Source organism: Shewanella sp. SG44-2, assembly GCF_014164215.1.
GTDB classification, from domain to species: Bacteria; Pseudomonadota; Gammaproteobacteria; order Enterobacterales; family Shewanellaceae; genus Shewanella; species Shewanella frigidimarina.
Map to the genome: position 1 here is coordinate 1 of NZ_JACJEU010000025.1, position 24,372 is coordinate 24,372.

At 43.4% G+C, this 24,372-nt stretch carries 21 protein-coding genes and 1 other RNA gene; 10 read left to right on the forward strand and 12 right to left on the reverse strand.

Annotated features, from left to right (window positions below; translation table 11 throughout):
- Positions 1-436: 436 nt before the first annotated feature.
- The 4 genes from H5181_RS15835 to H5181_RS15850 all read left to right on the forward strand — a co-directional run bounded on the left by H5181_RS15835 (position 437) and on the right by H5181_RS15850 (position 6,108).
- Entirely contained in the window at positions 437-1,339 is a 903-nt protein-coding gene (locus H5181_RS15835; protein WP_182751492.1) for a nuclease-related domain-containing protein, read from the forward strand.
- 67 nt (positions 1,340-1,406) lie between these two features.
- Positions 1,407-3,314: an SIR2 family protein gene (locus H5181_RS15840; protein WP_182751493.1), complete on the forward strand. Its 1,908-nt coding sequence runs from the start codon at positions 1,407-1,409 to the stop codon at positions 3,312-3,314.
- Between the two features lie 12 nt (positions 3,315-3,326).
- A complete protein-coding gene (locus tag H5181_RS15845; protein WP_182751494.1) occupies positions 3,327-3,977 on the forward strand; it encodes a hypothetical protein in 651 nt (216 codons plus the stop codon).
- Positions 3,967-6,108 (forward strand): AAA family ATPase, encoded by a 2,142-nt coding sequence (locus H5181_RS15850; protein ID WP_182751495.1) that lies wholly within the window; start codon positions 3,967-3,969, stop codon positions 6,106-6,108. The genes H5181_RS15845 and H5181_RS15850 overlap by 11 nt, the downstream gene beginning before the upstream one ends.
- A gap of 808 nt (positions 6,109-6,916) precedes the next feature.
- Here the strand turns inward: H5181_RS15850 and gcvP are convergent.
- The 6 genes from gcvP to H5181_RS15880 form a co-directional block, all read right to left on the reverse strand.
- Positions 6,917-9,805 (reverse strand): aminomethyl-transferring glycine dehydrogenase, encoded by a 2,889-nt coding sequence (gene gcvP, locus H5181_RS15855; RefSeq protein WP_059745593.1) that lies wholly within the window; start codon positions 9,803-9,805, stop codon positions 6,917-6,919.
- A gap of 239 nt (positions 9,806-10,044) precedes the next feature.
- Positions 10,045-10,434 (reverse strand): glycine cleavage system protein GcvH, encoded by a 390-nt coding sequence (gene gcvH / locus H5181_RS15860; RefSeq protein WP_011638589.1) that lies wholly within the window; start codon positions 10,432-10,434, stop codon positions 10,045-10,047.
- Positions 10,435-10,516: 82 nt separating this feature from the next.
- Positions 10,517-11,611: a glycine cleavage system aminomethyltransferase GcvT gene (gene gcvT / locus H5181_RS15865; RefSeq protein WP_182751496.1), complete on the reverse strand. Its 1,095-nt coding sequence runs from the start codon at positions 11,609-11,611 to the stop codon at positions 10,517-10,519.
- A gap of 219 nt (positions 11,612-11,830) precedes the next feature.
- Positions 11,831-13,054, reverse strand: coding sequence for an FAD-dependent oxidoreductase (locus H5181_RS15870; RefSeq protein ID WP_123776496.1), 1,224 nt, complete (start codon positions 13,052-13,054; stop codon positions 11,831-11,833).
- A 24-nt stretch (positions 13,055-13,078) separates the two neighbouring features.
- Positions 13,079-14,353, reverse strand: coding sequence for a 2-octaprenyl-6-methoxyphenyl hydroxylase (gene ubiH, locus H5181_RS15875; RefSeq protein ID WP_182751497.1), 1,275 nt, complete (start codon positions 14,351-14,353; stop codon positions 13,079-13,081).
- 28 nt (positions 14,354-14,381) lie between these two features.
- Positions 14,382-14,957 (reverse strand): UPF0149 family protein, encoded by a 576-nt coding sequence (locus H5181_RS15880; RefSeq protein WP_011638593.1) that lies wholly within the window; start codon positions 14,955-14,957, stop codon positions 14,382-14,384.
- Positions 14,958-15,169: 212 nt separating this feature from the next.
- Here H5181_RS15880 and H5181_RS15885 point away from each other — a divergent pair, with 212 nt between their 5' ends.
- The 3 genes from H5181_RS15885 to H5181_RS15895 all read left to right on the forward strand — a co-directional run bounded on the left by H5181_RS15885 (position 15,170) and on the right by H5181_RS15895 (position 16,408).
- Entirely contained in the window at positions 15,170-15,469 is a 300-nt protein-coding gene (locus H5181_RS15885) for a cell division protein ZapA (RefSeq protein WP_011638594.1), read from the forward strand.
- A gap of 52 nt (positions 15,470-15,521) precedes the next feature.
- Positions 15,522-15,703, forward strand: a non-coding RNA gene (gene ssrS, locus H5181_RS15890) — 6S RNA.
- Positions 15,704-15,712: 9 nt separating this feature from the next.
- Positions 15,713-16,408, forward strand: coding sequence for a 5-formyltetrahydrofolate cyclo-ligase (locus tag H5181_RS15895; protein ID WP_182751498.1), 696 nt, complete (start codon positions 15,713-15,715; stop codon positions 16,406-16,408).
- A gap of 86 nt (positions 16,409-16,494) precedes the next feature.
- On the opposite strand, the gene H5181_RS15900 is transcribed toward H5181_RS15895, so the two are convergent.
- From H5181_RS15900 to folX, 4 genes are all read right to left on the reverse strand, one after another.
- Complete coding sequence (locus tag H5181_RS15900) at positions 16,495-17,787, reverse strand: O-acetylhomoserine aminocarboxypropyltransferase/cysteine synthase family protein (RefSeq protein ID WP_182751517.1); 1,293 nt, start codon at positions 17,785-17,787, stop codon at positions 16,495-16,497.
- A gap of 144 nt (positions 17,788-17,931) precedes the next feature.
- Positions 17,932-18,660, reverse strand: a complete 729-nt coding sequence (folM, locus tag H5181_RS15905; RefSeq protein ID WP_123883330.1) for a dihydromonapterin reductase — start codon at positions 18,658-18,660, stop codon at positions 17,932-17,934.
- A gap of 246 nt (positions 18,661-18,906) precedes the next feature.
- On the reverse strand, positions 18,907-19,575 hold the full coding sequence (gene folE, locus H5181_RS15910; RefSeq protein WP_182751499.1) for a GTP cyclohydrolase I FolE: 669 nt from the start codon (positions 19,573-19,575) through the stop codon (positions 18,907-18,909).
- A gap of 26 nt (positions 19,576-19,601) precedes the next feature.
- Positions 19,602-19,964, reverse strand: coding sequence for a dihydroneopterin triphosphate 2'-epimerase (gene folX, locus H5181_RS15915; RefSeq protein ID WP_011638602.1), 363 nt, complete (start codon positions 19,962-19,964; stop codon positions 19,602-19,604).
- A 191-nt stretch (positions 19,965-20,155) separates the two neighbouring features.
- On the opposite strand from folX, the gene H5181_RS15920 reads away from it, so the two are divergent.
- Together H5181_RS15920 and H5181_RS15925 are read left to right on the forward strand one after the other, a co-directional pair.
- Positions 20,156-20,545: a thiol-disulfide oxidoreductase DCC family protein gene (locus H5181_RS15920; RefSeq protein WP_059745580.1), complete on the forward strand. Its 390-nt coding sequence runs from the start codon at positions 20,156-20,158 to the stop codon at positions 20,543-20,545.
- Between the two features lie 11 nt (positions 20,546-20,556).
- Positions 20,557-21,399, forward strand: a complete 843-nt coding sequence (locus H5181_RS15925; protein ID WP_182751500.1) for an SDR family NAD(P)-dependent oxidoreductase — start codon at positions 20,557-20,559, stop codon at positions 21,397-21,399.
- Between the two features lie 157 nt (positions 21,400-21,556).
- Here H5181_RS15925 and mdh read toward each other — a convergent pair whose 3' ends face one another.
- A complete protein-coding gene (mdh, locus tag H5181_RS15930; protein ID WP_011638612.1) occupies positions 21,557-22,492 on the reverse strand; it encodes a malate dehydrogenase in 936 nt (311 codons plus the stop codon).
- Between the two features lie 530 nt (positions 22,493-23,022).
- On the opposite strand from mdh, the gene H5181_RS15935 reads away from it, so the two are divergent.
- Positions 23,023-23,472, forward strand: coding sequence for a GNAT family N-acetyltransferase (locus H5181_RS15935; RefSeq protein WP_182751501.1), 450 nt, complete (start codon positions 23,023-23,025; stop codon positions 23,470-23,472).
- A gap of 108 nt (positions 23,473-23,580) precedes the next feature.
- Here the strand turns inward: H5181_RS15935 and H5181_RS15940 are convergent, their stop codons facing one another.
- Positions 23,581-24,369 (reverse strand): ribonuclease H family protein, encoded by a 789-nt coding sequence (locus H5181_RS15940; protein WP_182751502.1) that lies wholly within the window; start codon positions 24,367-24,369, stop codon positions 23,581-23,583.
- Positions 24,370-24,372 lie beyond the last annotated feature (3 nt).

Sequence of the window (24,372 nt, forward strand, 5' to 3'; positions counted from 1 at the left end):
TATAACTGCTTTTATAACTGCTTTTATAACTGCTTTTATAACTGCTTTTATAGACTGATTTTGTAAACGGCTTGAGTAGAAAGTGACAGACCCAAATAGTGACTAGCTTAAGCGATGTTTTTGAAGTGAACATGACTAACAGCGAAAACTAAACCCAAAAGGCCTGCTTAAAATAAGCAGGCCTTTTTATGTTTCACACTCAGGTAAAATGGTAGCTGTGACGCTAACCCATTAAGATCCCCCCCTGATACAAGCCATTATTATGCAATGATATTTTTGAATACAGCAACAGCCCATTTCGCTCAATTGCGACGCTTAACGATTGATGAGAATTTCCACTTACAATATTGCCAAACTCGGAGTATATTAATCCAGCAGATTCATGGATTTAGAATTGCGACCAATTACTTAGATCACACCACGCTCAAGGACGACAATGACAAGCTTCATCTCCAGTTTATTATCAGTAGGCATTCTTCTTTCTAGTATGTTTGTCACCCTTGGGGTGATGTTTGTATTGCTCAAACATCGCGACAGAACGGTTAAATTACCCGTCGATCGCGACCAACTTCAACGAATTCCCGCTTTTGGCTTACAGCAAGAGATACAAGACCTCCAAATCAATTTAATCGCCAGTATGCTAATGGGCGTATTGGTTGTGTGTCTGCCATTTGCCATTAACAGCATTCAAGCACACATTACCGTCGGCAAATTCCCTTGGATGTTTGCCATAATCTCTTTTATCGGATTATCTTATTGCGGCTACAAAACGTGGAAAAACTTTTCCAAACTCACCAAATTACGCCTAGGCCACACAGCAGAAATAGCCACTGCCAATGAGTTAATCGGCTTACAAGCATTGGGCTATCAAGTGTTTCACGACATACAAGCTGACGGCTTTAACATCGACCACTTAGCCATAGGCAAAAATGGCGTATTCGCCATCGAAACCAAAGGCCGCCACAAGCGACATAAAGACCATACTCAACCCAATCCGAATGGCAGTAAGGGTTACGAGCTTTTCTATAAAGATGGTCGCTTACACTTTCCATCATGGGTAGAAACCAAGCCACTCGAACAAGCCACTCGCCAGGCTAAATGGGTCAGCCAATGGCTCACTAAAGCGACTGGAGAACAAATCATTTCCAGCCCAGTACTCGTGTTCCCAGGCTGGTATGTAACCAGCCAAACACGGCCACCGTTTCCGATCATCAACCACAAACAGCTGGTCAAAACGTTACCCTCTGTCAGGACTCAATCACTCAGCCAACAGCAGGTCGATGCCATCGTGTATCAAGTGGCACAGCGGTGCTTGAGTAAGAGCGAGGTGGGGCAATGATAAAGATAGATAAAATTAATCCGGCCCCACTTTCTAGGATATGTAAAGCCAAATTGAGGCTGTGGTAATGAACCCTAATAATTCTTTCGAATATATCGTTAGACAAATTCTAAATAGACGATGTATTCCTGTCGCTGGTGCTGGTATTTCACTATATAGTGAGCATCCTGAAGGGCTTAGATATCATACAGTACCTTGGATGATTGCAACTCTCGAATGCGCTTTGTTAGCTAGTCGTGTTGATCGGTTTGATGTAAATATCCATGGTCCAATTTGCAGTCACACGACAACTATTGATGCGAAAGACGTTCAACAAGGTTGTCTCATCAGGCTGCAACAACTAGGGCATTCAATTGTATCGGTTGGCACCATTAAATCTGGTTGTTTCTTTTGTGACGTAATTTCAGCTGCGAAAAACCTTAAACTGGGAAATTTGGCAGAACTTTTCCTGTGGGAACCGATTAGCAATATTGACGATTCAAATAACTCTAAAGCGCCTTACAAACAACTTATTGAGTTGTTAAGAATTGTCGAATACCCAAAACTCGAACCAACTCCTGCTCATAAAATTATAGCTAAACTAGCTAGAGAGTCCTTAATCAGTGAAGTCATAACGACCAACTATGATTGTAATTTTGAAAAAGCTTACACAAAAATTGTAGGCAAAAACTCAGCGGATGTAATAGCAAATCTGAATAATTACAGGGAACTCGGAGCGACGTCGAATGGAGTCGTTAATCGCCTTAAAATTTTCAAAATAAACGGCTGTTCCGAAGAGCTAGGCGATGGTAGTAATGAAGATCAATGTGAGCGAATATTACTTACTGAACGTCAACTACAGCAATGGCGTAACCGACAATGGGCAGCGGATATATTTAAAGATAGGTTACGTTCTAATACACTATTTTTTAACGGTTTTGGTAGCGATGAACCACAAATTCATCATACTTTGCAAACCGTGTTGGATGAATACTCCGATTATTCACATACAAAAGGAATAGTGGAGCTATTTAATACCCCATCAGCCCCAATAGTAGCAATCTATGATCTGCATCCTAGTTTTCATCAACAGCAAATTATTAAATCATATGCTTTTCAACATGATTTTCCCCCACAGGATGGTGATAAGTTAATTATACGGAACCCTAAAGTTGGCTCGACTTTACCTGCTGACGAACTATGGCAGGCTATTTTTGAGCGTATTTATCGTCAGCTTTTAATCAATGCGTTAGAGCATAGTATAGTTCCTGCGAATGCTAGTTTTACTGCAATTGTTCCCTATGCGTCAACAATACTTGGTGAGATTTTATCGACCTTTGAAAAGACTCTTGAAGCTGACAAATTTCAAGATGATGAAAAGTCGCAAATAACAAGTGTGCCAGATTGGTTGAGCTCATTGAAACAGATATGTGCTAGGACAATATTACCAAATAGTATTTATCAAGCGTTTAGCACGTGTCTTCAGATGTTAAACGGTCATTTTAATGAGCAAGACGAAGCTGCTCACTACGTACCCGTTAATGAAAATAAAGCGCTGATGTCCGAGCTGATGTTGTTACTATTTATTTTGCATGAAAATCGCAAAGAACAGATTAGCTTTTGCCAAAAAAGAGGTATTGGGATATCGCTAAAAGATGAAGTAAAGTCACTGTATGTTTCTGCAAGCCCATCATTCTTAACCGATTCAAATACATCAAATGAAATAACTGGTGCCGCAGAGTTGATTCTTCTAATAGGAAATGCGGGGAGTTGCACTAGACCACAAATACATCGTTTAGCAAAAGTTATGGGCAAAAGCACCTTGCAACCTAGCACCATAATTGCTTTGGGATGGAAACATATATTCTATGATGGCCGTTTGAATGGTATTTCGTCTATTAATAAAAGACTGATGGATGCAGTTCAATCACCTACTCATTATTACTATGTCAACCAGCCAAGCTTAAATAAGCGCTCTTACTTAATACAAGTCTAAAGGAAGTGACAATTGGAAAAAAATGACTGCTTTAGCATCGAGTTAGATAAAAGAACTGATCCAATATTATCAATAATACCAATCTCAGTACATTGCTCATCGGCTTGCAATTTAGTTATATGGTTATCGCCAACAATTAATGCTGACAAAATAGTTTGGGCTGATATGCGTTTTGATATTGCACAGAAAATGGATCAATTAGCAGATTTACTTCGCGACCTTCAGTATTTCTCACCATTAATTGCAGTTATTGATATTGATGATTGTAAAGAAGAAAATTTAATAAATGAATGGTTGAAATTGACTGGTGATCAGGACTGGCACCGTGGCCGTTTTATTGTCCAAATAGCGAATGCAGAAAAGTATCCTACTGTAAAAGATCTTATAGATAAATGGACTGGTGCATTACAAGTTAAGCCGTACTCACCTAAGAGAATTGATAACAGTCGTTTTAAAGAGCTTTTACTTGAAGCCATTCCCACTGCAAAAATTTCAGCAGGCATTGATCCCCAGCTTTTTGGGCGGTATTCAGATAATGTGCTACAAGCTTTGGAGCATGGCCAAGTAGAGAAAATGGCTCAAAATTGGCAACAAGAGATAGTTGATGATTTAAACAACCTATTAGGTACACACTTCTTTGAAGGAACAAACAATGACGCTTAATAAAACTATCAGTTCAATTGAGCTTCAAAACTTTAAAGGCTATAGGTCAAATCAAGGTCAAAAATCTAATTGTTTTGATTTTTCTAATGCTGATTTAATTCTGATTACAGGCAAAAATGGTGTAGGAAAAACCTCTTTATTGGAAGCCTTAAACTGGACTATAAACCATGACGGCATCCCTAATAAATATCTTAATAAAACTCAAAATGATGGGTTAGTCAGGGTAAATGGTAATGAGTTCATCATAGGAGAGAAAAATTCAGGGGAAGATTTTTTAAAGACGGCATCTACTTTTTTCTTCCAGGAACATATTCAGAAATTAGCTTGTGATGAAGTGATCCAGTTACTTGAACCTGACAACAAGCCCGCACAGGCATTGAAAGCTAATCTTAAATCATTGCTGCCTCAATTAGAGTCGCTGCAACAGCAATTAATTCGGCGTAAATATAGAAAAGATTACGAAGCTGAACGAAAGAAGTTTGCAGAAATAATCTCTGAAGGCACTGAATTTCTAGACCTAGATCATCCTGCAAAAAAATTATTAACTTCGTCAACACTCACTCTAAAAAATGGAAATTTGCAAAGTAAATGGGACTCGCAAATTCGAAATCTGTCTAAAGGATTGAGCCTATTAATTGAACAATTCCAGGTGGTTGGCGAAAGTATTCCTGAGCATTTAGAAAATATTGGAAAATGTCTCAGTGAAATTCAGTTCAACATGATGGCGAATAAATCTGCTCAAGCGAAAAATCAAGAGTTTAGTCAGATTTTTGTCGATAGATTAATGCAATTACCTACTGACTTAGAAATTAAATGGAGTAAAAAGGCTGAAGAAAATGATCTATCGCATTTGCAGTTAGATACATTAGTTGTTGATTTTGCTAAAAATGAGTATTCATTAGCAATAAACAAAATGTTAGGACAACAAGAAATACTACGAAGCCAATATCAGAAAGTGTCCGAAGCAATAGCACGACTTAGTGACGGTGATAGCCTTGGCAACTGGTTAAATAATTTCCATAGTAATATAAATCAATGGCTAAGCGCTTTTGATAACGATGCTGAAAAAGTTAATTTAGATAAGATTGTGAATGATTTGACTGAAAATTTAGCTCAATTAAAATCCCTGAGTCTAAAAAAACTTCAAGAGCTACAACAACAACGTTTACTCATTGAAGAACAGAGCAAACAGATTTCTTCACAAATCCAACAATTAAGTTTATATAGTACCTCGGCTGAGCAGCTCAACCTTTATGGAGAAGAACTAAAAGAAAAACTTAATGGAAACACATTAAAAATCAGCGACATTCTTGATTACGCTAAAAACAAAATCAACTTACTAGCAGATCTAAAACCTGTAAAGAAGGAGATGTACTCACCAGAACCATTGATTCGTGCTTTTAAAAATTGGTCACGTCTTGAGCATGACAAACAACTTGACGAACAAAATGTTAGTCAAGCTGAAAGTATTGGAAGCGCTGAAACCTTGTTATCTAGTGCAATAAAAATTTGTAAGCAGGAGTCAGGAACAAACAGCCAATTACTAAACCTTATGAGCGAGATTCCAGCTGTTGAGTTACAAAATTTGACTGAAAACATGAATTCATTACTTGGTAATTTCCATTTCCCAAAAGGCTTTCTCCCAATAAAACTTAGCAATATTGGTACAGAAAAAAAACCAGAATGGACTTTTGTAACACAAAATAATGTGAGTTTTTCCGACTTATCAACAGGGCAAAAAACCCAACTTGCGATTTGTTGGACCATCAATCTTAATCTAGCGCTCGCTGATACGTTAAACCATAAGGTAATAGGCTTTGATGACTTTACGACGTCTTTGGATATGAACCAATTAATCCCCGCAGCCGTCCTACTCAGAAAGTTAGCTTATGCGAACGATAGAGATAAATGGAAACGGCAAGTGATTGTTACTAGTCACCATGAAGACCTTACCAACCGCTTATTGGATTTTTTACTGCCACCACAAGGTAGAAGCATGAGAGTCATTCAGTTTGAGGATTGGTCACCTGAGACTGGACCTAGTTTCAACTGTTATAAAGTTGAAATGGGTGAGCAAACTTCATCAAATTCCCGAGCAGAATCTGCAATTAAACGCTTGTTTAGTGATTGAATCAATTAAGGGGGAGGAGTAAATTATTCCGCCAATTAAAAAGCGACCTTTTCGGTCGCTTTTTAATGCCTTAATTTTATCTTTATGCTCCACCTGAACTTGAGGCCGTTGAAGAAAATAGCGTGAGCCTGACAGGACGTCAGGCTAGCTTTCGCGGTACAGGTCGTTCTTTGGTATCTGCCCCATATGGATATGGGAAATGTCATTATGATGTCGGGAACATCATTGACCATGCCATCACGACATTCGTAAATCCATTCACATCAGATTCCCATCGGAAGCGTTAGCATTTTCACTCTTTATTGTAAGATGGGCCGAAGCAGTCTACAAACGAAGTTAAAAGCTGGATCAATCCCCATGGCGACCTTTTCGCATCTGTTGTTTAAATCATTAAGGAAAATGTTGCGGGGCGGCTGGGCTAATTCTTTTAAAAAGAGTCAAGAGGGAACAGCCGTTGATTTCCTCTTGGTCTGATGTGGGCGAAGCGCCACGACGTTAGTGGCCGCAGGCCATAGCCATAGCTAAGATGTAAGATGAAGAAAAAAGAAAACACCTGGATTCCGGCTTAAAAGCATTGCAGGAAAGACGTTTGTTCGGAATTTACTGGAATGACACAAACAAAAAAGCGACCTTTCGGTCGCTTTTAAATTCTAAAACTTCAAATGAAGCCTACTACCACGATAATGGCGTTACTGCCGATGAGAAGACAAGAAAGCCGATGCTTTTCTCCTCGGAGTTGACTGGTGTCAATGAGAAGAGAAAAGTGTCGGCTGACGCCGTATTATCGAGGCCAAGTAGTCATTATCATTTATTCGTAGTCTGAAAGTGGGACACAACTACACATCAAATTGCGATCCCCATAAACATCATCGATACGATTTACGGTTGGCCAGAACTTATTTGCCTTAACCGCAGCCGTTGGGAACACGGCCACTTCACGACTGTACGGACGTGAATCAAACTCTGGGTCCATAATATCCGCTAAGGTGTGAGGTGCATTATGCAGTGGGTTATTGTCTACTGGCCACTCGCCTGCTTCTACCTTGGTAATTTCACCGCGAATAGAAATCATCGCTTCGATGAAACGATCCAGCTCAACCTTAGACTCAGATTCAGTTGGCTCAATCATCAAGGTTCCCGCTACTGGGAAGCTCATGGTTGGTGAGTGGAAACCGTAATCGTTTAGACGCTTAGCGATATCCATTTCGGTCACGCCAGAGGTTTCTTTTAATGGGCGTAAATCGATAATACATTCATGGGCAACACGGTCGTTACGGCCGGTGAACAACACAGGATAATGTGCTGAGAGCTTTTTCATGATGTAGTTAGCGTTTAATAGCGCTGTTTGGGTTGATTGCTTAACCCCTTTAGTGCCCAACAACTTAATGTACATCCAGCTGATTGGCAAAATGCTGGCGCTACCATAAGGTGCAGCAGATACCGCGCCGTTATGGTCGCTTTCGCGGCCTGGCTTAATCACTGTGTGGCCTGCTACAAATGGCGCAAGGTGTGATTTAACACCGATTGGGCCCATACCAGGACCACCGCCACCGTGCGGGATAGCAAAGGTTTTGTGTAAGTTAAGGTGCGATACGTCTGCGCCGATAAAGCCTGGTGATGTTAAACCAACCTGTGCGTTCATGTTTGCGCCGTCTAGGTACACTTGACCGCCATATTGATGGACGATTTCGCATACTTCGCGGATTGATTCTTCGTAAACACCGTGAGTCGATGGGTACGTGATCATGATGCACGATAGGCTGTCTGCAAGCTCCGCTGCTTTAGTGCGTAAGTCTTCTAAATCAACGTTACCTTGCTTGTCGCAAGCTGTAACCACTACCTTCATACCAGCAAGTTGTGCTGATGCAGGGTTGGTACCGTGAGCTGATTGTGGGATTAAGCAAATGTTACGGTGCGCGTCGCCGCGAGACTCGTGGTATTTCTTAATCGCTAATAAGCCAGCGTACTCGCCTTGCGCACCTGAGTTTGGCTGAATACACACAGAGTCGTAACCGGTGATTTTAACTAAAAACTCAGACAGTTCGTTAATTAACTGGGTGTAACCTTGTGCCTGATCTAGCGGGCAGAATGGGTGCATGTTAGCAAATTCTGGCCAGCTTACTGGTAGCATTTCCACTGCGGCGTTGAGTTTCATGGTGCATGAACCTAACGAGATCATTGAGTGGTTTAAGGCTAAATCTTTGTTTTCGAGACGCTTGATGTAACGCATCATCTCGGTTTCGCTTTGGTAGCGGTTAAACGTTGGATGGGTTAATACCGCATCTTGACGTACTAGCGCGTCTGGAATTGACTGGCTGCCATTAGCAACGATGTCGGCATCGAGTGCTGCAACATCTAAACCGTGACCTGCGCCTAGGATAACGTCAAATAAGTCTGCGATATCTGTACGGATAGTGGTTTCATCTAAGCTGATACCAAACACGCCGTCTGCATCTATACGTAAGTTAACTTGCGCTGCTATGGCGCGGGCATTAATGGCGGCAACGTCGGCACCTTTAACACTGATGGTGTCGAACCAAGTGGTGTTAGCTAAGGTTAAGCCTTTTGCTGTTAAGCCTGCCGCTAATATGTCGGCTAAACGGTTAATGCGTGATGCTATGGTTTTTAAGCCTTGTGGGCCGTGGAATACCGCATAAAACGACGCCATGTTGGCTAATAAAATTTGCGCGGTACAAATGTTTGAGTTGGCTTTTTCGCGGCGAATATGTTGCTCGCGCGTTTGCATGGCCATACGTAATGCGCTGTTGCCGCGGGTGTCTTTTGACACACCAATAATACGGCCTGGCATTGAACGTTTATGTTCGTCACGGGCAACGAAGAATGCTGCGTGTGGTCCGCCGTATCCCATTGGTACGCCAAAACGTTGCGCGCTACCAAATACTACATCTGCGCCCATGGCGCCCGGTGATTTAAGTAACATTAACGACATGATGTCGGCTGCTACTGTAACAATGACTTTGTTGTCGCGAAGCGTAGCAAATAGCTCAGTGTAATCGGTAATTTGGCCAATACGGTTGGTGTACTGGAACAAGGCACCAAATAATTCGTAATTTACCGCTTCACTCGCTGGGCCAACGACCACTTCAAAACCAAAACATTCTGCGCGGGTTTTCACTACGTCTAATGTTTGTGGGAATACGTCATCGGCAACAAAGAAGATGTTGGCTTTTTTAGCTTTAGACACGCGCTTGGCAAGGGCCATGGCTTCTGCCGCTGCGGTTGCTTCGTCCAGCAATGAGGCTGACGCAAGGTCAAGGCCGGTTAGGTCCATTGACACTTGTTGGAAGTTTAAGATTGCTTCTAAACGGCCTTGAGCGATTTCTGGCTGATATGGAGTATAAGCAGTGTACCAACCTGGATTTTCGAACACGTTACGCAAAATAACATTTGGCACTTGCACGCCGTAGTAACCCATACCGATATAGCTTTTAAAGACTTTGTTTTTGTCAGCTATGTTGCGGATATAGGCAATACCTTCGGCTTCGCCACACGAGTCACCGATGGTGAGGTCTTGTGGTAAACGAATTTTGCCAGGAACGGTTTGCGCGGTTAAGTCTTCTAACGACTCTGCACCAATGAAGTTGAGCATTTCTTGTTGCTGCTCAGCATTGGGGCCAATGTGGCGGGTTAGAAATAACTCGTGTTGTTCTAGTTGTGTCAGGGTTTGCTTGGTCATGTTAAACCTTGTTCCAAATCGACCAGTTATGGCGGTAGGGCACAGAACTGGATTAGGGTGAAAACGTGTAATACGTGACTAACCCGTAAAGGGTTTATTAATGCAACGCGCTTACGTCGTGAGTGGCTTTATGTGTGCCACTTCCTTTATGAAGCAGAAACGACAATACTGCAGGGCGCAACACTTTTATCGTTAGATAACAAAGAAGCTCCCGAGGGAGCTTCCTGCGTCATTGGCGCTTATTCTTCGTCAATCACTTCTTGGTAACCGTCTGCATCTAATAATGCATCCACTTCTGATTCGTCAGAAGGCATAACACGGAAGAACCAACCGTCACCAAATGCGTCGCTGTTAACAAGCTCTGGCGAGTCTTCTAAAGATTCGTTTACGGCAATCACTTCACCAGAAATAGGTGCATAGATGTCTGATGCCGCTTTAACTGATTCAGCTACTGCGCAGTCTTCACCGGCAGTTACTGTGTCGCCAACTTCTGGTAATTCTACGAATACCATGTCGCCTAATAGCTCTTGAGCATGCTCAGTGATACCTACTGTGTAGCTACCGTCTGATTCTTTACGGATCCATTCGTGCGAAGATGCATATTTCAAGTCTGCTGGAATAGTGCTCATTATCGTTGTTCCTTAATCTGATGTTCTAATACTTAACAAATAAATTCTTTTTGGGTAAAGCGCAACTCATTTTATTGAGTTGTTAGAAAGCTTGCTTACCGTTACGTACAAAACTTGGAGCGATGACTTTTACGTTAACACGCTTTTTACGCATTTCAACTTCAGCGATGGCACCAATACCACTAGGCACTCGGGCCATGGCAATAGAATAGCCTAATGTTGGCGAAAACGAACCGCTGGTGATCACACCTTGGTGCTCAACACCGTCTGCGTCGGTAAAAAATACTGCCATATCGTGGCGTAATACGCCCTTTTCTTCCATGACTAAGCCGACTAATTTGTCTGTGCCAGCCGCTTTAATGGCGGTGAGTGCATCACGGCCAATAAAGTCACGCTCGCTTGGCTCCCACGCTACAGTCCAGCCCATGTTAGCGGCTAATGGATTAATTGACTCGTCCATGTCTTGACCGTATAGGTTCATGCCCGCTTCTAAGCGTAATGTGTCACGCGCACCTAAACCACATGGCTTAACGCCTGCATCTAGTAGTGCTTGCCATAAGGTTTCTGCTTCGGTTTCTGGAACAATGATTTCGTAGCCCGCTTCGCCGGTGTAACCGGTTGTGGCAATAAATAAGCTGGCTGATTGCACACCAAAGAATGGCTTCATGCCTTCAACGGCAGCGTTTTGCTCAGCAGAAAATACAGTAGCTGCTTTGGCTTTAGCATTAGGGCCTTGCACGGCAATCATCGCAAGCTCTGGACGTTCAGTCACAACAACATCAAACGCGGCGGCTTGCTTGTTGATCCACGCTAAGTCTTTGTCGCGGGTGGCTGAGTTAACCACAACACGGTAATGAGTGTCGGTAAGGTAGTAGGTAATAAGGTCGTCGATGATGCCAGCGTTTTCGTCTAGCATGCCGCCGTAAAGGGCTTTACCAGGTACGGTAAGTTTGGCGACATCGTTAGCAAGTAACTTACGTAAAAAGGCACAAGCTTCGTTGCCGGTTACGTCAACTACGGTCATGTGCGATACGTCGAACATGCCCGCATCTTGACGCACTGCATGGTGTTCTTCTATTTGAGAGCCGTAATTAATCGGCATTTCCCAACCATGAAAATCTACCATTTTGGCTTTCGATTCTAAATGCTTGTTAAAAAGTACAGTTTTGCTAGCCATTATTATCCCTTTTTTTGAGGCCTTTCTTATGTAGGTTTTTGATAAAATGCGGCCAAAATTATACTCCGCAGACCCACTTTGTATACAAAAAATTTTTCTAATCCGAGTCCGGTCGCATTAGTTTAGCTAATCTATTGTTGTAATTTTTTTACATAATTTTTTACAATAAAAACGCCGATTTAACTGTATAGACTGATATTAAACAAGTTTCTATATTAGCTATGATGAAATTGGCTCGCGACAAAGTTTAGGTAATGTCATTTTGTTACCCATAGCCTGTTTGATGAACACTGTTTTCAGCCCAGCGACATTATCAACTAGGGTTAGGCCTATGTCGCGCATGGCTTTTTTAAGCGGATTGCTGCCGGCAAACAGTCTTTTAAAGCCTTCCATGGTGGCAATCATCTCCATCGCCTCTGCTTTACGCCAACGTTCAAGGGCGCGCAAATGGCTGTATTCGCCTAAATCTTTGCCTTGCTGGTGCAGTTCGGTAAAGGTGTCGATGATGCTAGCTGCGTCTAAAAAGCCTAGGTTAACCCCCTGGCCAGCTAACGGGTGAATGGTGTGAGCAGCGTCGCCAGCCAGCACTAATCGATGGCGGGCAAAGTGGCGCGCATAACGCATACGTAGCGGGAATGATTGACGCTCGCTAACCACCTGGCACATGCCTAAACGGCCATCGAGCGCGGCAGTTAATGCTTTGCCAAATTCGATATCGTCTAATGCCAACAATTGCTCGGCTTGGTCCGGCGATACTGACCAGACGATGGAACATAAGTTGTCGTCGTACAGTGGCAACATAGCTAATGGGCCGCCAGGTAAAAAGGCTTGTCTGGCGGTGGCGTCGTGGGCAAGTTCGGTGCGCACGGTCGCGACAATGGCATGGTGGCCGTAGTCCCAAAAGGTTAGCGGAATACTGCATTGCTGGCGCACCCAAGAATTAGCTCCGTCGGCGGCAACCACCACGGCGGCACTGACGTTATCGCCATTGGCTAGGGTTAGCCAAGCTTCGCGCTCGCCAAAGGCTACACGCTCAAGGCGTTGGTTTTCAATATGGGTAATGTTGCTTATTTCGCTGGCGCGTTTGGCAAGGGCATAACTGATGGCGTCGTTTTCAATGATCGAACCTAAATAGGCTTCGCTGATACTGTGGGCGTCGAACTCAATTTTACCTAGGCCGTCTTTGTCCCATACCGACATTTTTTGGTAAGGGCTAACACGGTTGTCGTCGAGGTATTGCCAAGCACCGAGGTTTTCCAGCAGTTGTTGGCTTGCTTTGTTAATAGCACTGACGCGCAATTTAGGCTCACCGCTGACCGCTTGGGTTGTGCCAGCATCGATAACCACCACATTAAGGTCGGCATTGGCTAAACCGATTGCGGTTGCAAGCCCGACCATACCACCGCCGACGATGGCAACATCATAAGTTTTAGTTGAAAACATGGTCAATCCTTACCTTAAAATGAGTTAACGCCAGCCCATGGCGGTTTGCGCTACGGGGCGCTTTAACGGCGGTAGCCAAGACAATAAACGCAAACCGATATTGCGTCCGGCAACTAACGGCCAATATTGATTGGAAAAGCCACGCACTAAAAATTCGATGTTGTTGAGTGTGCTGTCGCGATCGGCTTGGCGAGCGGCTAAATATTGATGCACGATAGCGCTGCTGCCGAGGTCGATTTCGGTTGCAGTGTTACTGCTAAAGGCATGTTCAAGCACCTTGAGTAGCCCGACTACATCACGTAAACCCAGGTTAAAACCTTGTCCGGCAATAGGGTGTAGCGTTTGCGCGGCGTTACCGACAAATATACAACGATGGTAAATCGGCCGAGGCATGTACGATAACGTGAGTGGATAACTGACCCGTTGACCCACATCGATAAAGCGGCCGACACGATGGCCAAATGCTTGTTGCAATGCCGCTAAAAACTCAGCTTTATCCGCATTTTTTAATTCATCAGCTTTGGCTGGCGGTAATGCCCATACCAGTGAATATCGCGCTTGAGTGGAAGGTGTTGATGGCACTGACGTCATCGGTAACAGTGCTAATGGACCTGTTTGGGTGAAGCGCTCATAAGCCCAGTGTTGATGCGGTTGGTCGGTAATGACATTGGCAACGACCGCCGTTTGATCAAAATCGATTTGCTCAGTAGGCTGCTGCAAATGTTGACGCACAACCGAGTTAGCGCCATCTGCGGCCACCAGCAACTGACAATGCAGCTGAGTGCCATTATCTAATGTTAATAAGTGACCGTCTGTTTGGGCTTGTAAATCAGTGACTTTGGCAGGACAAAACACGCTGACAGATGACTTTTGTAATTCGTCGAATAACACGTTACCCACACGAGCCAATTCAACCACCTGCCCTAACGCGTCTAAGCCTAATGGTTTAGCGTTAAGTTCGGTCATGCCAAAGTGGCCGCGATCAGACACATGAATATTTTCGATCGCGGTGCCAAGATGCTGCAACTTAGGCCAAATGCCTAAACGAGTCAGTTCGAAAATAGAACCGTGCGCAATGGCGATAGAACGGGCATCAAAACCGGAATGATTGTTGTTGGCAACATGAGCTTCGATGAGTGCAATGCGCAGCGGACGCGCTAAAGTGGCAGATGATAAAGTAGCAGATAATGTGGCAGATAACTTAGCTAACCCTAGGGCTAACGTGGCACCTGCCATGGCGCCACCCACTATGGCAATATCAACGACGAGTGGCTCGGTAGATGTGTGTGCTGTGGTCATACGCTGCGTTGCTGCCTATACCAAAATGTTAGTGAAAAGTAGAATGCTCATCGGTGTCATTCAAAGGCATGTCTAAGCCAAACTCTGAATAACATAAAATAGCTGACATTCTGACAAACTCTTGCAGCTCTTCGTAGGCAACTTCTGATTCTTCGTCATCACCAACATCAAATTCTACCTGGGCAATATCAGCAAGGTCTTTAATCACTTCTCGCACATCGGCTGACGCTTTGTTTAGCTCAGGTTGAATGATGGCAATACCCGTTAAAAAACTTTGGGTCCACAAGGCTAACGCTTCAACGCGATCGCTCAGTGACGCTTCTTCTTCTGGTAATAAAAGAGTAAAGCCAAATTCGAAATCGACTAAGCGTGCCACTGTGTCTTGATACAAATCGCTGATCAGCTGTTGTAAGTTTGGCTCTAGCGGTTGACCGTCGTTCATTAATTCAACTAACGGCTTGAGCCAAGCTAAATTTTCTTGCTTTACACCACCACAAATAATCCCAACAAGCGCCCCATGCACTTCTACTGGATGCTGGCCGACTTCAGCGTAATCTAAGGCCTGTTTTAGTTTTTCAATACATAATGAAGGTGGGATTGCCATGGTAAATTCCTAATAACGCAATATCTGCTTCAATGCTAGCAGAGTTAGTATGATGCTCCAAATGCTAGTGTGTATTGTGCCCAAATTATGCCTAGACTGAAGCGGATTTGTTCACACAAACAGCAAATAGTTAAAAAGGGATGCTGTTGCCTTGCTCTTTTAAATTCAGCCCTATATAGTTCGCGAACTGACTAAGGATCTGAGGCAACATTATGAGTAACAGTGCAGTTGATATTACCCTATTAGGGCGCACCTACTCTATCGCATGTCCAAAAGGACGCGAAGATGCTTTGCGCACTGTTGCCAGAGAAGTTGAAAACCAACTGACAACCTTGAAGTCGCGTACTAATAATTTAAGCCGTGAAGAGTTAGCCATTATGGCAGCACTGAACATTGGCAATGAATTGTTTGAAGAAAAACAAAAAAATAAACAATATATGGCGCAAATGGATGAGCGTATTTCGTTATTACAGTCAACGTTGGAAACATCGTTGGTTGAACGAAGCCGCTAGGAAGGCTAAACTAAGATTTCAGAACTAAGCATTGCTTAATTCTACCCTGTTTTGCTCCCTGGGATATTTGCTCGTTGGTTAAGTCCCTGTGCCGATAATTACAAACCCAGGGTGAATGCTTTCGTTAACATTGTGCATGCTCGGATTATACCGAGAAGCCTTAGGAGATGAACATTTACCCGCCTTGAACCTACGGTTCAAGGGCTGCGCCGGCAGCGGTATTTTGGGGAGCATTCTAATTTTATGTCAATCACACGCTTTATGACTAACAAAGACAATCGTCCAGTTACGTCAACATCTTCGGCACGCATCAGCTATTTTGCCACACCAACAGAACTCGAAGACCCCGTATTTGATAGTGTCGGCATGAGCCGCGATAATATTCGTCGCCATGTAAGACAAGAACGTAATAGCCTCAGCGATGAAGAACAAAATCAATTAGCCTTAATTGCTAGCCGTCATATGTTAGCCGAAATTCAGGCGCAGTCGGCTCAGCATGTTGCCTTGTATGTCACTCACGATGGTGAACTTGCCACTCAAAAACTGATTGAAGCGTTATGGGATGTCGACATTAATCTCTATTTGCCGCGTATTCATCCGTTTAGTAAGGGTAATTTGTTGTTTGTGCGTTACGATCGCGATTCTGTGATGGTTAACAACCAATATGGAATTAGCGAGCCACAACTCAATGTGCAGCATGTCATTACCGTCGATAAGCTTGATATGATCATTACTCCGCTAGTCGCCTTTGATGAACACGGAAATCGTATGGGCATGGGCGGCGGATATTACGATCGCACCTTGTCTCAAGTTATTGATAATAAGCCATTAGCCATTGGCTTTGCCCACGACTGCCAGCAAGTCAGCCAAGTTCCTACCGATTTTTGGGATATTCCTTTGCCAGTGATTATTACCCCAACGAGAAGATTAGCTATTTAAAATAGCTACCGATTCGTAATAAAAAGCCTCATCAATAAACGCTATTGATGAGGCTTTTTAGTTAACTGATTAGACTAAAAATGGGCTTACACAATCGCCTTATCAAGCGCTTGGCTAACATCAGCAATGATGTCGTCGATGTGCTCAATACCCACCGATATGCGCACTAGATCTTCTGATACTCCGGCTTTAGCTAATTCGACACTGTCTAACTGGCGATGGGTGGTACTGGCTGGATGACAAGCTAACGATTTAGCATCACCGATATTGACCAAACGTAGCACCATTTGCAGTGCATCAATAAACTTACCACCAGCAATTTTACCGGCTTCTGCGTTGTCGGCTTTAATGCCAAAACTAATAATACCTGAGGCCTTACCGCCAGTAATTTTTTGGCAGGTTGCATGGTGTGGGCTGTCTGGAAGAGCTGCGTAATTTACCCAACTAATGCTTGGGTGCTGCTGTAGATATTCGGCTAGCGTAAGCGCATTACTGCAATGACGTTCCATACGTAAACTTAAAGTTTCTAAGCCTTGAAGTAACAAAAATGAACTGTGTGGTGACAAGGCTGCGCCAGTATTACGCAGTGGCACTACGCGGCATCGGCCAATATAAGCGGCGGGTCCAAATGCGTCGGTATACACCACACCGTGATAAGACGGATCAGGTTCGTTAAGTATCGCAAAACGTTTTTTGTTGGCAACCCAGTCAAATTTACCCGAGTCAATAATCACCCCGCCAATGGTTGTGCCGTGGCCGCCAATGTATTTAGTGAGCGAATGAATAACAATGTCGGCACCATGATCAAATGCGCGGCACAACACTGGCGTCGCTACAGTGTTATCTACAATTAATGGCACTCCGTGTTTATGGGCAATATCGGCCAAACGTTGTAAGTCGACAATATTACCTGCTGGGTTACCAATCGATTCGCAAAATAGCGCTTTAGTGTTGTCATCAATTAATGCGTCGAGACCACCAAAGTCATCAAACGCCGCCATACGGACTTCAACGCCCTGGCGTGGCAGCGTATGGGCAAATAAGTTATACGTGCCGCCGTACAACTGGCTGGTACTGACAATATTGTCGCCCACTTGGGTTAATGCTTGAATCGCGTAAGTAATCGCAGCCATGCCAGATGCCACAGCCAGTGCACCGATACCGCCTTCAATGGCGGCTAAGCGTTGCTCTAACACACTGGTAGTAGGATTCATGATGCGGGTATAGATGTTGCCTGCCACTTTTAAATCGAACAGGTCGGCACCGTGCTGGGTATCATCGAAGGTATATGAGGTGGTTTGGTATATCGGCACCGCAGCGGCTTTGGTGGTAGCTTCAGACTCGTAGCCATAATGTAGCGCCAATGATTCCAGCTTCATGTTTTCTGCAGACATAGTGACTTCCTTTCGATAATAGCGAGTGTGGATACTGATTAATATCCACACTACCAATTAGCCATCTAGAAGTCTATAACAAATTAACGTCAACATTGCCCCGCACATTAGCGCTTGGCGTTGTATGGATTATTTTAAATGCCTGCCGCCATCAACGGCGTAGCTGCGGCCGGTAACATAATGGCTGGTGTGCAAGTAGTCGACTAAAGCAATAATCTCCGCATTACCAGCTTCTTTGGGCAATATGGCTTTAGCCAATGCCTTGGCTTTGTATGTCTCGCCGTCATCTTCATTAAATAAAATCATCGCAGGAGCAATGGAGTTCACTTTGACATGTGGGGCTAATAAACTGGCAAATGACAGTGTCATATTATGCAATGCTGCTTTACTGGCGGCGTAGGCGATGTGCTTTTTACTGCCCTTTTCGGCAACGTAATCGGTAATGTGAATAATGTTACTGGCACCAATACTGTCGTCATTGCTTTTAGCGGCGCTAATCAGTAATGGCGCTAAGGCGAGATTGATTTGATACGGCGCTGATACGTGAATTTGCATCATCCGCATCATCGTATCGGCAGGGCTTAAGCCGCTGTTATCGGGTAACCAGTCTGACGCATTATGAATAATGGTATCGAGGCGAGCATGATGCTCATTGATGTGAGTAATTAATCCATCAATAGATGCCGGATCGGTTAAGTCGCATGAATGTAAACTCGCGCCCAACTTACCGAGCTGTTCAATGCTGTCATAATGGGTGCGATAAGTGCCAATGACATGATGACCTTGAGCCAAATAATATTTGGCCAGTGCATAACCTATGCGTTTACCTACGCCGGTGATCAGTATTGTACGTTCCATAATGCTCTCTTTATTTTCAGCTCTGATACATTGAGCCTTTATCATAATTAAATTAGATGGTTATCTCAAAGCAAACCATTCGAATCTGACTAAAAGCCATCCTAGCGCGTAATAATGACAATCGATAGTGTTTATAAAAAATGACCTCACGATGTGAAGTCATTATTAAAAATCATGCTGTGGCGCTAGCGATCCCGAGTTTAGGCGAGCTATGCCTAAACGTTATGCTAAACGTTATGCTAAAAGTTATGCTAAAAATTCGGCTCGGCTAGCAGGATTGGCCTTAAAGCAGCCACCAAGTGCAGTGGTTTGTGTGCTTGACGAGGTGTCCATAATGCCACGAGATTTTACGCAGTAATGGGTGGCGTTAATGCTCACTGCAACATCATCGGTCGCCAACAACGTTTGCAGCGCGACTAAAATCTGCTGAGTTAAGCGCTCTTGCACTTGTGGACGCTGAGCAAAAAATCGCACAATTCGGTTAATTTTCGATAAGCCGATAATGTTATCTTTGGGAATATAAGCCACTTTGGCGAAACCATCGATAGTAATAAAGTGATGCTCGCAAGTACTCACCAAACTGATATTGCTAATTTTTACCATCTCTTCAACACCCATCTTATTATCGATTTGAGTGATTTTTGGAAAATTAGCATAATCGAGACCCGAGAAAATTTCGTTAACGTACATTTTGGCAATGCGGTGCGGAGTTTCGGCTAAGCTGTCATCGGTTAAATCTAGCCCTAACGTCGACACAACTTCGGTCATTAAGCCTTTAATGCGCTGGTATTTTTGCTCGCTGGTCATGTTACTTGGCACTAACGGTGTTTCAAGGCCATGGGCGACTAACGCTTGTTGTACTTTTAATGCTTCTGCAGACAACTCTGCGCGAGTTATGTCATTAATGGTCGTCATAATAACATCCTTAAATAATAGGTTGGCTAGCTTTGGTATTCTAAAGATAACGACACTGAATCAGCGAAACGCAATGCATGAGGCTTATCAATGGTGACTCTGGCCAGGGTAACGGTTGGGTGCTCACGGCAAATATCTAATACGTCGGCAACCAATTTTTCCAGTAATAAAAAACGGCCTTCTTCGACATGCTGAATCACTTTTTTGGTGATTACTTTGTAGTTTAGCGCATCGGCAACATCGTCGGTTTGAAACGATCGATCGGCTGGATAATGGATCTCGATATTGATCACCACGTCTTGCTGCTTTTCGCGTTCGTCTTGGTTAAACCCAATAAACGTACGTAAGCGTAAATTGGTGACCTTAATAATGGCTTGGCTTAATGGCATTATTGAGCCCTTGTGAATTGTTTTGATGATATACGCCAAGATGCAATAAAAAGATCATAAACCTCGGTAATTTGTGTGTAATCGCGATCATGGAAACAAATGTAAACTGACTTGGAGTTTGGGGCGTACAATAGTCAATATAAGCATTAAAAATGTGTGTTTAGTAAGCATTGGCATAAAAGAGGTAAATAATGGAACTGACTATTTTTTACGATGGCACCTGCCCACTGTGCCTCAATGAAATGAAGCAATTAAAGCATCATGACAATTTAAACCGCATCGGCCTTGAAGACATTAACGCTGCTGATATTAATCTGCGTTTTCCTGATTTAGATGTAGTGCACGCCAATACGGTGCTACATGGATTACAAGCTGATGGTAGCTGGCTGTATGGTTTAGATGTTACAGCTAAAGCTTGGGGCTTAACCGGTAAACATGGTTGGATAAAGTTATTACGTTTACCGCTGATTAAACCTGTTGCTGACCTCGCGTATTTGGCCTTTGCCCGTAATCGTTACCGTATATCTTATTTGCTTACAGGTCAAAAACGCTGTGATAACGGTAACTGTAAAATAAAGTAAGGGCAAAGTGCATGAGCGATTCAACGACAACAGAAACCATTATTGTGATTGGCGCGTCATCGCTAATTGCCCAAGCTTTTATTACCAAAACCTTTACTCACCAAGCCTATACTGATCAAGCAGTTATTCAGCAAGCATCAAGCCAGCAGTCAAACAGGCATGATACTTCGCCGCTACAAATCATTACGGTTAGCCGCCAAAATAATTTGATACTACATGAGCTTACGGACAATATTAGCCATCATCATTTCAGCTGTGATTATCAGCAAGCCTCAATAGAACAATGTGTTACCAATATAGCGGCCATTGCAGGCAAAGTGACACGAATAGTGATGTGTAATGGTATTTTGCACAGTAAAAACCCGCAAAGTGCTGATTCAACTTTAGGGCCTCATTCGGCTAAAGATTCAACATTAATGCCAGAGAAACGCATTGAGGATATTGATGCACTATCGTTAGAACAGTTGTTTTATGCCAACAGTATTGTGCCTATGTTATGGCTAAGCGCCCTCACCTCATTATTGTCACTACCGCGTCATAAAGTCACTGGCGAACAAAAATGTGTGATCAGCATATTAAGTGCCCGAGTGGGCAGCATTTCAGATAATCGCCTCGGCGGCTGGTATGGTTACCGTGCGTCAAAAGCCGCATTAAACATGCTAATCAAAACCACTGCGGTTGAATATGCCAGACGCCTTAAACGAGTCAAACTTATCGCGTTTCATCCAGGCACTACTGACACACCATTATCAAAACCCTTTCAGGCTAACGTACCCGCAGGCAAGCTTTTTACCCCAGAATTTGTCGCCAGCCAGCTGTATAACATCATGGCCGATATTGAGCCCAACGGCTAAGCCAGTTACTTAGATTGGCAAGGCAAAGAGATTAGTTGGTGAGATTCTAGATACTGAATGCTGAATGCTAGATGCTAGATGCTAGATGCAAGGCATTTTAAAACAAAAAAAAACGCGAAGCCTTGGCTTCGCGTTTTTTAGACCATCGATTTGTTAGTTACTTAACAAATTCAACGCCTAATTTGATGTCACCTTTAAGGGTGTCTAACATTGCATCGCGAGCGTTAGCTTCGAATGCGCTGATTTCACCGTAAGGTAATACTTTTTCTACGCCGTTTTTGCCAAGTAGGATTGGCTGTGCGAAGAATGTAGCGTGCTCACTGCCGCCGTCAACATAGGCACACTCAACAACGTTAGCTTCGCCTTGTAGACCACGTACCAATGATAAACCAAAGCGACATGCAGCTTGGCCCATTGATAATGTTGCGCTACCGCCACCGGCTTTAGCTTCAACAACTTCAGTACCCGCGTTTTGAATGCGAGTTGTCATTGCTGCAACTTCTTCATCAGTGAAAGTAACACCTTCAACTTGAGAAAGTAGTGGAAGAATAGTCACACCGCTGTGTCCGCCGATTACGTTAACTTTAACGTCAGCAACGTTTAAGCCTTTAAGCTCAGCGATGAAGGTTTCGCTACGGATAACGTCAAGTGTTGTGATACCGAATAAACGGTTTTTGTCATAAACACCGGCATTTTTTAATACTTCAGCAGCAATCGCTACAGTAGTGTTAACTGGGTTAGTAATAATACCCACTAATGCTTTAGGGCAAGTTACAGCCACTTTTTCCATTAGGTTACGCACGATACCAGCGTTGATGTTGAATAGATCTGAACGATCCATACCAGGCTTACGCGCAACACCAGCAGACATTAACACTACGTCTGCGCCAACTAATGCATCAGTAGGATCTTGACCAGCAAAACCTTTTACTTCTACATCTGTTGGGATGTGACTTAAGTCAACCGCTACACCAGGAGTAACAGGAGCGATGTCATATAGAGACAACTTTGAGCCCGCAGGCAGTTGAGTTTTTAACAGTAAAGCTAGAGCCTGGCCAATACCACCAGCGGCACCCAATACAGCAACTTTCATAATTATCTCCATCAATTTATGCAGTTTGTGACATAGATCTAAATTGTCGTGGCGTCACATTACTGCATCGTCACAATAATTTCAATTATACGTTAGTGGAGGACCGTAAATAAGTAAGCCCTGATCCACGCACAGACTGGCGTAACGCCAAGTGTTAGCAGTGTTAATCCGTATAAAAACACGGCAAACAACATCGACAATATGATTATTTTTCGCCTTTTTTATACTGAAAAAACCAACATTTGAGAGTTTTTATATTGAACAAATATAACTCAGCTGTTTTATTGTGGAGTTGTAATCACCCTATCAAGCGGGTTAAGCAATATTGATATGTTTGTTTTTGGCATTAAAATGTTGATTTTGTATTGATGAGTTTGACCGTTATAGAACTTGATCTTTCATCTCGTTTAAAGCCATAAATATTGGAGCATTAACTCATTTCGTACACATTTTCTGACGCAACAAGCCAATACTTTTATTGAGTGTCGCGTTATGATAACTGCAGATCATCCTATAAAAACGAGAAAACCATGACAATAAGAATTGGCCAACATGCCGACCTACAATCCCTAGTTCAGTTTAACCAAGCCATGGCAATGGAAACCGAAAACCTTTCATTAGACACTGAGCAATTGACTCGCGGTGTTGAAGGACTACTTACTCATCCTGAACGTGGGGTATATTTAGTCGCCGAAGTTGATGGAGAAATTACCGGTTCGTTAATGGTCACCTATGAGTGGAGTGACTGGCGCGCGAGTAATTATTATTGGATCCAGAGTGTGTATATCCGTCCACAGAATCGTCGTCAGGGTATTTATGGCAAGCTTTATCAAGCGGTGAAAGACTTAGCAGCAGAAAACGGTGGCACCGCCAGTTTCCGTTTATATGTTGAGCATGACAATAAAGCTGCCCAAAAAACCTATGAGTCTTTAGGGATGGAGCAAAGCCATTATTTAATGTACGAAGAAAATACTAAGTAATTAATCGTAAGTAGTCGTAAATCACGCACAAAAAAGCCGGAAAAATCCGGCTTTTTTAGGTTTATTGACCAAGGAATCTAACGCGTTCAGGGAGGATTTTGCCAATAACTAGCCTGTTCGCAACGCGAGAATTTTACTGATATCCAGTGGCGCAGTAAATTGACTAAACTCTTTGTGCTGCTGATCAATCGCATGAATCGACATTCTGTCAGCCAACTCGTTACCTTCAATACCAATATGGGCGGCAACATGTTGAAGCACTAAATCGTCTTTCATTGCATCGTATAGCTCATGTGCTTGTTTGATGATTTCTAGATTGGCGATTTCACCGGTTTTTCGAGTCCAGTTTTTGGCTTTCCAACCATATGCCCACTCACAAACACATTTAATCGAATATTGTGAGTCACTCATGATTTGCACGGTTTCACCCGCGTCTAGGACCTTTTTAGCCACTATTAATGCTTGATGCAGCGCATTGAGCTCGGCAGTATTATTGGTGCCATTAGGATTAAACAAACCAAACCATAATTCGACTAACTCGCCTTTGCGGTATATTGCCATCCCAGAACCCGCTTTACCTGGGTTGGGTTCGCAACCACCGTCGGTGTAAATAACCACATCAAATTGGCTTAGCACTGCTTGATTCGCGCTAAGAGTCTTGGTTGATGTTCCAGCCCCTGCAGCCTTTGTCGATGAACGACCAGCCGCTTTAGCTGGCACACTTTTGCCTATGCTGCTTGCAGGAGATTTAGCAAATGCAGCTTTGGCTTCTGCTTCTGTAGCAAAGGATTTGTACTTGGCTTGCGGATATTTATCAACTGAACGTTTGGTAACATCCCAGCTGGTAAAAATACCCGTTTCTCGACCGGCCCATACTACGTAAAACTTCTTTGCCATGAT

What these genes read in the sequence shown, in the direction of transcription:
- mdh (WP_011638612.1), bottom strand. Translation starts at nt 22,492, where the DNA reads ATGAAAGTTGCTGTATTGGGTGCCGCTGGTGGTATTGGCCAGGCTCTA.
- H5181_RS15835 (WP_182751492.1), top strand. Translation starts at nt 437, where the DNA reads ATGACAAGCTTCATCTCCAGTTTATTATCAGTAGGCATTCTTCTTTCT.
- folX (WP_011638602.1), bottom strand. Translation starts at nt 19,964, where the DNA reads ATGCCATTAAGCCAAGCCATTATTAAGGTCACCAATTTACGCTTACGT.
- H5181_RS15840 (WP_182751493.1), top strand. Translation starts at nt 1,407, where the DNA reads ATGAACCCTAATAATTCTTTCGAATATATCGTTAGACAAATTCTAAAT.
- H5181_RS15925 (WP_182751500.1), top strand. Translation starts at nt 20,557, where the DNA reads ATGAGCGATTCAACGACAACAGAAACCATTATTGTGATTGGCGCGTCA.
- H5181_RS15850 (WP_182751495.1), top strand. Translation starts at nt 3,967, where the DNA reads ATGACGCTTAATAAAACTATCAGTTCAATTGAGCTTCAAAACTTTAAA.
- folM (WP_123883330.1), bottom strand. Translation starts at nt 18,660, where the DNA reads ATGGAACGTACAATACTGATCACCGGCGTAGGTAAACGCATAGGTTAT.
- gcvP (WP_059745593.1), bottom strand. Translation starts at nt 9,805, where the DNA reads ATGACCAAGCAAACCCTGACACAACTAGAACAACACGAGTTATTTCTA.
- H5181_RS15880 (WP_011638593.1), bottom strand. Translation starts at nt 14,957, where the DNA reads ATGGCAATCCCACCTTCATTATGTATTGAAAAACTAAAACAGGCCTTA.
- H5181_RS15870 (WP_123776496.1), bottom strand. Translation starts at nt 13,054, where the DNA reads ATGTTTTCAACTAAAACTTATGATGTTGCCATCGTCGGCGGTGGTATG.
- H5181_RS15940 (WP_182751502.1), bottom strand. Translation starts at nt 24,369, where the DNA reads ATGGCAAAGAAGTTTTACGTAGTATGGGCCGGTCGAGAAACGGGTATT.
- H5181_RS15900 (WP_182751517.1), bottom strand. Translation starts at nt 17,787, where the DNA reads ATGAAGCTGGAATCATTGGCGCTACATTATGGCTACGAGTCTGAAGCT.
- H5181_RS15885 (WP_011638594.1), top strand. Translation starts at nt 15,170, where the DNA reads ATGAGTAACAGTGCAGTTGATATTACCCTATTAGGGCGCACCTACTCT.
- gcvT (WP_182751496.1), bottom strand. Translation starts at nt 11,611, where the DNA reads ATGGCTAGCAAAACTGTACTTTTTAACAAGCATTTAGAATCGAAAGCC.
- H5181_RS15935 (WP_182751501.1), top strand. Translation starts at nt 23,023, where the DNA reads ATGACAATAAGAATTGGCCAACATGCCGACCTACAATCCCTAGTTCAG.
- H5181_RS15920 (WP_059745580.1), top strand. Translation starts at nt 20,156, where the DNA reads ATGGAACTGACTATTTTTTACGATGGCACCTGCCCACTGTGCCTCAAT.
- folE (WP_182751499.1), bottom strand. Translation starts at nt 19,575, where the DNA reads ATGACGACCATTAATGACATAACTCGCGCAGAGTTGTCTGCAGAAGCA.
- gcvH (WP_011638589.1), bottom strand. Translation starts at nt 10,434, where the DNA reads ATGAGCACTATTCCAGCAGACTTGAAATATGCATCTTCGCACGAATGG.
- ubiH (WP_182751497.1), bottom strand. Translation starts at nt 14,353, where the DNA reads ATGACCACAGCACACACATCTACCGAGCCACTCGTCGTTGATATTGCC.
- H5181_RS15895 (WP_182751498.1), top strand. Translation starts at nt 15,713, where the DNA reads ATGTCAATCACACGCTTTATGACTAACAAAGACAATCGTCCAGTTACG.